This is a genomic window from Brevundimonas sp. (assembly GCF_016463485.1).
Taxonomy (GTDB): Bacteria; Pseudomonadota; Alphaproteobacteria; order Caulobacterales; family Caulobacteraceae; genus Brevundimonas.
On the sequence record NZ_JAEMRD010000178.1, the window covers coordinates 1 to 6,283 of the forward strand.

Here is a 6,283-nt window from a genome sequence, read left to right on the forward strand (position 1 = left end):
GGACAGGGGTCAACTTTCTGGATGGCGGGGCGGGGGATGACACCGTCACCTATCTGGATGCCACCACCGGGGTTACGGTGTCGCTTGCGACCGAGGCGCTACAGAACACCGGCTACAGCACCGATACCCTTATCAGCGTCAACCGGCTGATCGGGAGCCAGTTTTACGGAGACGTGCTGACCGGCAGCGCGGGCGACGATGTCATCGATCCGGGCTCGCGCGTCGCGGCGGTATTCAGCAATGCCTACAGCCTGTTCAACGCCAATGACGTGATCAACGCCGGGGCGGGCAACGACACGATCCGCGTTGAGGGCGTGTCGAACGGCTCGGTCTTCAACGGGGAGGCCGGCGACGACACGATCAACGTCGGCTGGTCCGGCACCAGCTTTCCCGGACTGCGAGGAAATCTGGTCGCCGTCGATGGTCAGGCTGTCCGGATCAACGGCGGAGCGGGCGCGGATACGATCACAGCGCTGAGTCACGCGATCATCGACGGCGGCGATGGGGACGACACCATAAGCGTGGGCATCGGATATCCGATCGTCACCAGTTATGTCATCCCGACCGGCACAGATACAACGGTGCGCCTGACCGGGGGAGCAGGCGCGGACACCTTCGTCATTTCCAACCCGATCGGCACGGCAGTCATCACGGACTTTCAGGCTGGAGCCGATCGAGTGGACCTGTCCGGCTCGGTCCAGGCTCAACCGCCGACCGGCCAGATTTTCTACCGTGTCTTTGTCGGGCAGCAGGGGGCGGATACGGTTTACTTCGCCAGTGGCGACTTTGACCGGGTCTACGCCCGCCTGACCAATGTGAACGCAGCGAGCGTTCCGGGCTCGGCCTACCTGAACAACGGCGGGAGCACCCCGGTGGTGGCGACTGGGCCGGTCTATGTCTACGGCACCGCGAACGCCGAGACGCTTTCAGGAGCCTACGTTTATGGCGCGGCGGGGAACGACGTCATTACCGGAACAGCCGGCGGCGCGTCCTTGGATGGCGGAGCGGGGGACGACACCCTGGTTGGGGGCGATGGCGATGACACCCTGAACGGCGGTGCGGGCAAAGACATCCTGCGCGGCGGCCTCGGCAACGATGCGGTGCTGGGCGGCGAGGGCAACGATGTGCTTCAGGGCGGGGCCGGGAACGATGCGCTGACCGGCGGTGCCGGCCTCGACACGGCGGACTACAGTGACGCGACGGCGGCGGTGACCTTGTCGCTGGCGACCGGGACGGCGAAGGGCGGGGCGGGCAGTGACACCCTCGGCGGGATAGAGGCGGTGATCGGCTCGACCTTCGACGACACCCTGACCGGATCGGCGGCGGCCGAGATATTTCGCGGTGGTCGGGGCCTGGACACCCTGACGGGCGGGACGGGCGCAGACGTCTTCGCCTTCGGCGCGGGGGATTCGACCGGCACGGCCATCGACTCGATCTCCGATTTCGAGACCGGCGTGGACCGGATCGACCTGGATGGCGCGGCGAGTGTGACCCTGGTCCGCGTCAGTCTGAGCAGCACCCTGGTATTCGCCGACGCCGCCCTTCAGCAGCAGACGGTGATCGGCGTGAATGCCGCTTTCCCAGGCGGCAGCGTGAACGGTGGGGATGTGACCGTCTCGGGCCAGGCGGTGCGGGTCACCATGATCGGGCAGTCGGGCGCGGACATCCTGATCGGCGGGACCCTGGGCGACCAGCTCTATGGCTTCGAGGGCGCGGACATTCTGACCGGCGGGCTGGGTGCGGACTATCTATCAGGCGGGGGCGGCGCGGACCGGTTCCTTTACCGCGCCTATGCCGACAGCACGACGACTGCCGCCGACGTGATCGCCGACTTCACGTCCGGCCTGGACACGCTGGACGTGACGAACCTCAGCGGCGTGACCGGTGTGAATATCTCACGCAGCGGCGACGCCTCCTTCGTGGCGATCGGCTCGGGAACGGCGGCGATTCAGACCATCGTCTTTGGCGAAATCCAGGCCTCGGACATCGTCTTCGCGCCCGGCGCGAATGTCACCTTCACCCTGGGCGGGGACGACCGGGCCAACACCCTGATCGGCACGGCGGGCAATGACCGCTTCTTCGGCGGCGCCGGAGCGGACGCGATGGGCGGCGGCGCGGGTGCGGACACCTTCTTCTATAGCCGCGCGTCGGAATCCACGACCAGCACCCTGGACAACCTTTATGATTTCCAGACCGGGGTGGACGGGATCGACTTGCAGATCCTCCAGCCCACCGCGCTCAGCATTATCCGCACCGACGACGGGTCCAGCATCCTGTTCGCCACCGCCGCCTCTGGAACCCTGGCCGTCTCGGCCGTCGGGCGGGTGATCCAGTCGACAGACCTGCGGGTGATCGGCCCGGACCGAGCCATCTACATGGCCGGTGGCGCGGCCAACGACACCCTGATCGCGGGGAGGAACACCGATTCCCTTAACGGCGGGGCCGGGGACGATATCCTGATCGGCGGGTTCGGGGCGGATGTCCTTTACGGCGGCGCCGGTGCCGACAGCTTTGTCTATCTGTCCAGGTTCGACTCTGCCGTCCCGACCGACAGCCTCATGGATTTCCAGACCGGTATCGACCGGATCGACCTGACCGCCGTGCGGACCGGGGCCAGCGATCGTTTCGGCATCGCGACGCTGAACGGGGATTCGTATCTGTTCGTGGACCTAGGCGGCGACGGGAACAACGAGATGATCATTCGGGTCGTCGGCGCGCCCCTGGCTCTGGGCGACGTTCGGCTGCATCCCGCGAGCGGGGTCGAGGAGGCTGTGGCCAAGGCCCCCATCGCCGAGGTTCTGCCGACCGAGGACGACGATTCGGCGGCGCTGTCGCCTTTCGCCGGACGGCACAACGCTTATCAGGATCAACCGGCCGACCCCTGGACCCACGAAGCGCGGGGCCAAGACTGGTATCTGTGACGGCGGCCTATTCCGCCGCCGACGTCGGGACCTGACCGGTCAGGCCCCATGCGCCCTGGCCGATGATGCAGGTCGAGGCGCGGGGTGGGCAGAGGCCTTGCGAGCGCTGGGCGTAGATCTGGTCGATCAGCTGGGGGTTGGCGCGCAGGGCGTCGCCGCGCAGGCGGATCGATTCGGCCTCGCCGCGGGCGGTCTCGATCTGGGCGTTGGCGTTGGCGCGGGCCTCGGCCTCCTTCTGCTGGGCGGCCAGGGTTCGCTGTTCGGTGGCGGTGCGGGCCTGGATGGCGGTGGTGATGCTCTCCGGATACCGGATCGTGCCGACCCATTGCAGGTTCGAGATTTCCACGCCCTCGGCCGCCCATTTGCGTTGCAGGTTGGCATAGGCGCGCTGGATCACGGCCTGACGACCTGCGCCCATCAAACTGCCGGTGCAAGGGGCGGCCGTGGGCTGGGTCGCGCCCTCGACCACGGGTTGCTGGGCCTGAAGGTTACAGGACACCGGCACCTTTTCCGCCTCCTGGGCGATGAAGGAGCGGACGTCGTTGCGGATCGGATTGTCCAGCAGGTCGTCGAAATTGAGCCGGTATTTGGCGTACAGATCCGCCGCCTTGTTGTCCGACACCTTGACCGTCATGTTGACGTCGGCGGTCATGGGCAGGCCGGTCTGGTCGGCGAAACCGATCTCCTCGTTCTCCTGACCGTCGGCGTTGCCTTCGCGGGTGTAGGAATAGACGCGCTGGCGGGTCGGGTATTTGATGATCTTTTCACCCAGGCCTTCCCAGTGCCAGCCAGGGCGCAGTTCGGTGGGCTGGACGCCGGGGTTGGGGCCGAACTTGGTGGTCTTGATGCCGGCCTCGCCGCTCTCGACCGTGACGCTGCACGAGACGACGGCACAGCTGCCGCCGGCGAGCACCACAAGCAACAGCGCGGCCGTGGCCACGAGCCTGAGCACACGCGGCGTAGTGCCGCTTCCGCCGCCGAGGGATCTGGGTCCTGGAAATGTCATGGTCGCGCCCCCGCGGATGGTCTCAGTCCCGGATCATCCGGGAGATTCGATTGAACAGGAAAACGGCCAGCAGGCCCAGCCCGAGCGTGCCGAAAAGGCCGGCGACGGAGGCGACGAAGACGGAGCCGAGGAAATGAGCCTCAAGGATCATCGGCACCAGGACGCGGAACAGGACGAAGGCGGCAACCAGCAACAGGCCGATGGCCAGGAAGGCGAAGAATCCCGCCAGGATGGCACGCTGGCCGCCGTCGCGAGGCTCGGTCACATCCGGCCCAGTTCGTCAGCGAGGGATGCGGTCAGATAGCCGTCGGCTATGCGGCCGTTGGCGGCCTGCCAGCGCTTGAGGGCGGCGCGGGTGTTGGCACCGACCACGCCGTCCACCCCGCCGGTGTCATAGCCCATGGCACTCAACGCGCGCTGGGCCCCGATCCGCTGATTGAGCGACAGGGGCGGATCGTTGGGCCAGGCGGCGACCAGGCCGGGCCTGCCGTCCACCCCGTCCGCCGTCAGGCCGATGGCGAGGGCATAGCTGACCGAGTTGTTGTAGCGCCGGATCACATAATGGTTGGGCAGGGCGAGGAAGGCGGGGCCCGCCGCACCCTGGGGCAACAGGATGGCGGCGTCTTCCAGAGCCTCGGCCGAATTGGGGGCACCGCCGCGGGCCAGGGTCACGCCGCGTGCAGCCCACCAGCGCCAGGGGTGGGTCGGGCCGTCGGCCTGTTCGTAGTCGAATGAGGCGGGCAGGGCGACTTCGTAGCCCCAGGTCTGGCCGCGCCGCCAGCCGGCCTCGGCCAGCAGGTTGGCGGCGGAGGCCAGGGCGTCGGCGTCGGAGCCCCAGATATCGACCCGGCCGTCGCCGGTCTGGTCGACGCCCAGGCGCAGGAAATTGTCGGGCATGAACTGGGTCTGGCCCATGGCCCCGGCCCAGCTGCCGAGCAGGCCGGATCGGGCGCGACGACCATCGACGACGATGTTGAGCGCGTCGCGCAGCTGACCCTCGGCCCAGTCGCGGCGGCGTCCGTCATAGGCCAGGGTGGCCAGGGAACGGATCACGTCCTTGTTGCCCTGGACCTGGCCGAAGCTGGATTCATTGCCCCAGATGGCGACCAGGATTTCTGCCGGGACGCCGTAACGCTGGGGCACGCTGGCCGGGACCCCGCCGATGCGGCGGCGGGCCTCGGCGATGCGGGCGGCGGAGGCGGCGTTCTGGACATAGGCACCGGCCGGGCGGCTGAACTCGGGCTGGTTGCCGTCGAGGCGAACGACCTCCGGATCGGGGGTGAGGCCCGCCAGTTCACGCTCATAGGCCTCGCGCCGGGCCCCGCCGTGGCGGGCGAGGAAGCCCTGTTTCCAGGCCTCGAAACCGGCGGCGTCGGGGGCTGCGGGACCGTCGGCCAGATAGGGGCGCTCCTGGACCGGCGCGATCGGTCCCGTCGCCGTGCCGACCGAGACCTCGGGCGGCGGCGGCAACATCGGGGCGCAGGCCCCGACCGACAGGATGATGAGGAGACGATAACGGAAACGCATGGCGACAGGTCTACCGGGTCCGGCTCGGCTCGCGCAATCACAAGCGCGCGACAGGATGATAGGCGGATAAAGACGGTGACTCCGCGGTTAACCCTTTCTGGACGCTGGACCTTAAGATTTCCGGCCTAGATCGTAACCATCCCTGATGCGGCCTGGTGGCGGAGGGGCGACGCAACGGAGCCGCAACTCCGTAGACCCTCCGTTCAACTCGGAGGCCAGGCCTCCAATCTCTCTTTCTGTGTCGCTGCGCGACGCGCTACCGCTCGCCCCCGGGTCGGATCTTCGATCCGCCCGAGGACAGGCTATGCGGTCGCTCGCTGCTTGAGCGCGGGGGTGGTCATTCGTTTGGCGAGGGCGCGTCGGTTGGGTCCGGCCGGATCCAGACGCCTTCCTCGATCTCGACCAGACCACAGTCGCGGCGTTTGGCGGCGATGTTGACGCGCAGCACGCCGAGCCTTCGCTCGAGTTCACGCTTCAGTCGCTCGAACTCCGGTGTGCCCCGGTCGTCTACGGGGCTCGGCGGCCGGACGGTCGTTGGACGGGACATGGCGGCTCCTTTACGTTGGCTCACGAGAATGGCGAGGGTGCTTGTGATTGGTGATTGGTGATTGGTGGTTAGTCGTTGTCGCATCCTCGACGCAGCGCCGATGGCCGCCAGCCGGCGCGCTATCGAATCCAGCCACCACAAATCACCAGCCACTAACCAATCTGCACACACGACTTTTCGCCCTCACGCGCCGGTGCGCTGAAGTCATGGGAAGGGCCGGCGGAGCGTCCGGGCCTTCGCCCGGAATAGAGGTAGTGATTACCGTTTCGGCGAAAGACAGAC

The 6,283-nt window shown here is 67.5% G+C and carries 5 protein-coding genes; 1 reads left to right on the forward strand and 4 read right to left on the reverse strand.

What is annotated here, in order from left to right; all coding sequences use genetic code 11:
- Positions 1-2,921 (forward strand): M10 family metallopeptidase C-terminal domain-containing protein (locus JHC99_RS16975; RefSeq protein WP_292155823.1); only part of this gene is annotated, 2,921 nt, incomplete at its 5' end.
- A 7-nt stretch (positions 2,922-2,928) separates the two neighbouring features.
- On the opposite strand, the gene JHC99_RS16980 is transcribed toward JHC99_RS16975, so the two are convergent.
- The 4 genes from JHC99_RS16980 to JHC99_RS16995 all read right to left on the reverse strand — a co-directional run bounded on the left by JHC99_RS16980 (position 2,929) and on the right by JHC99_RS16995 (position 6,001).
- A complete protein-coding gene (locus JHC99_RS16980; protein ID WP_292155824.1) occupies positions 2,929-3,861 on the reverse strand; it encodes an SPFH domain-containing protein in 933 nt (310 codons plus the stop codon).
- An 88-nt stretch (positions 3,862-3,949) separates the two neighbouring features.
- Positions 3,950-4,192 carry a hypothetical protein gene (locus JHC99_RS16985; protein WP_292155825.1) on the reverse strand — a complete coding sequence of 81 codons (243 nt, stop codon included), beginning with the start codon at positions 4,190-4,192 and terminating at the stop codon, positions 3,950-3,952.
- Positions 4,189-5,454 (reverse strand): lytic murein transglycosylase, encoded by a 1,266-nt coding sequence (locus JHC99_RS16990; RefSeq protein WP_292155826.1) that lies wholly within the window; start codon positions 5,452-5,454, stop codon positions 4,189-4,191. Before JHC99_RS16990 ends, JHC99_RS16985 begins: the two co-directional genes overlap by 4 nt.
- A gap of 337 nt (positions 5,455-5,791) precedes the next feature.
- Positions 5,792-6,001 (reverse strand): hypothetical protein, encoded by a 210-nt coding sequence (locus JHC99_RS16995; RefSeq protein ID WP_292155827.1) that lies wholly within the window; start codon positions 5,999-6,001, stop codon positions 5,792-5,794.
- Positions 6,002-6,283: the final 282 nt, after the last annotated feature.

What these genes read in the sequence shown, in the direction of transcription:
- JHC99_RS16990 (WP_292155826.1), bottom strand. Translation starts at nt 5,454, where the DNA reads ATGCGTTTCCGTTATCGTCTCCTCATCATCCTGTCGGTCGGGGCCTGC.
- JHC99_RS16995 (WP_292155827.1), bottom strand. Translation starts at nt 6,001, where the DNA reads ATGTCCCGTCCAACGACCGTCCGGCCGCCGAGCCCCGTAGACGACCGG.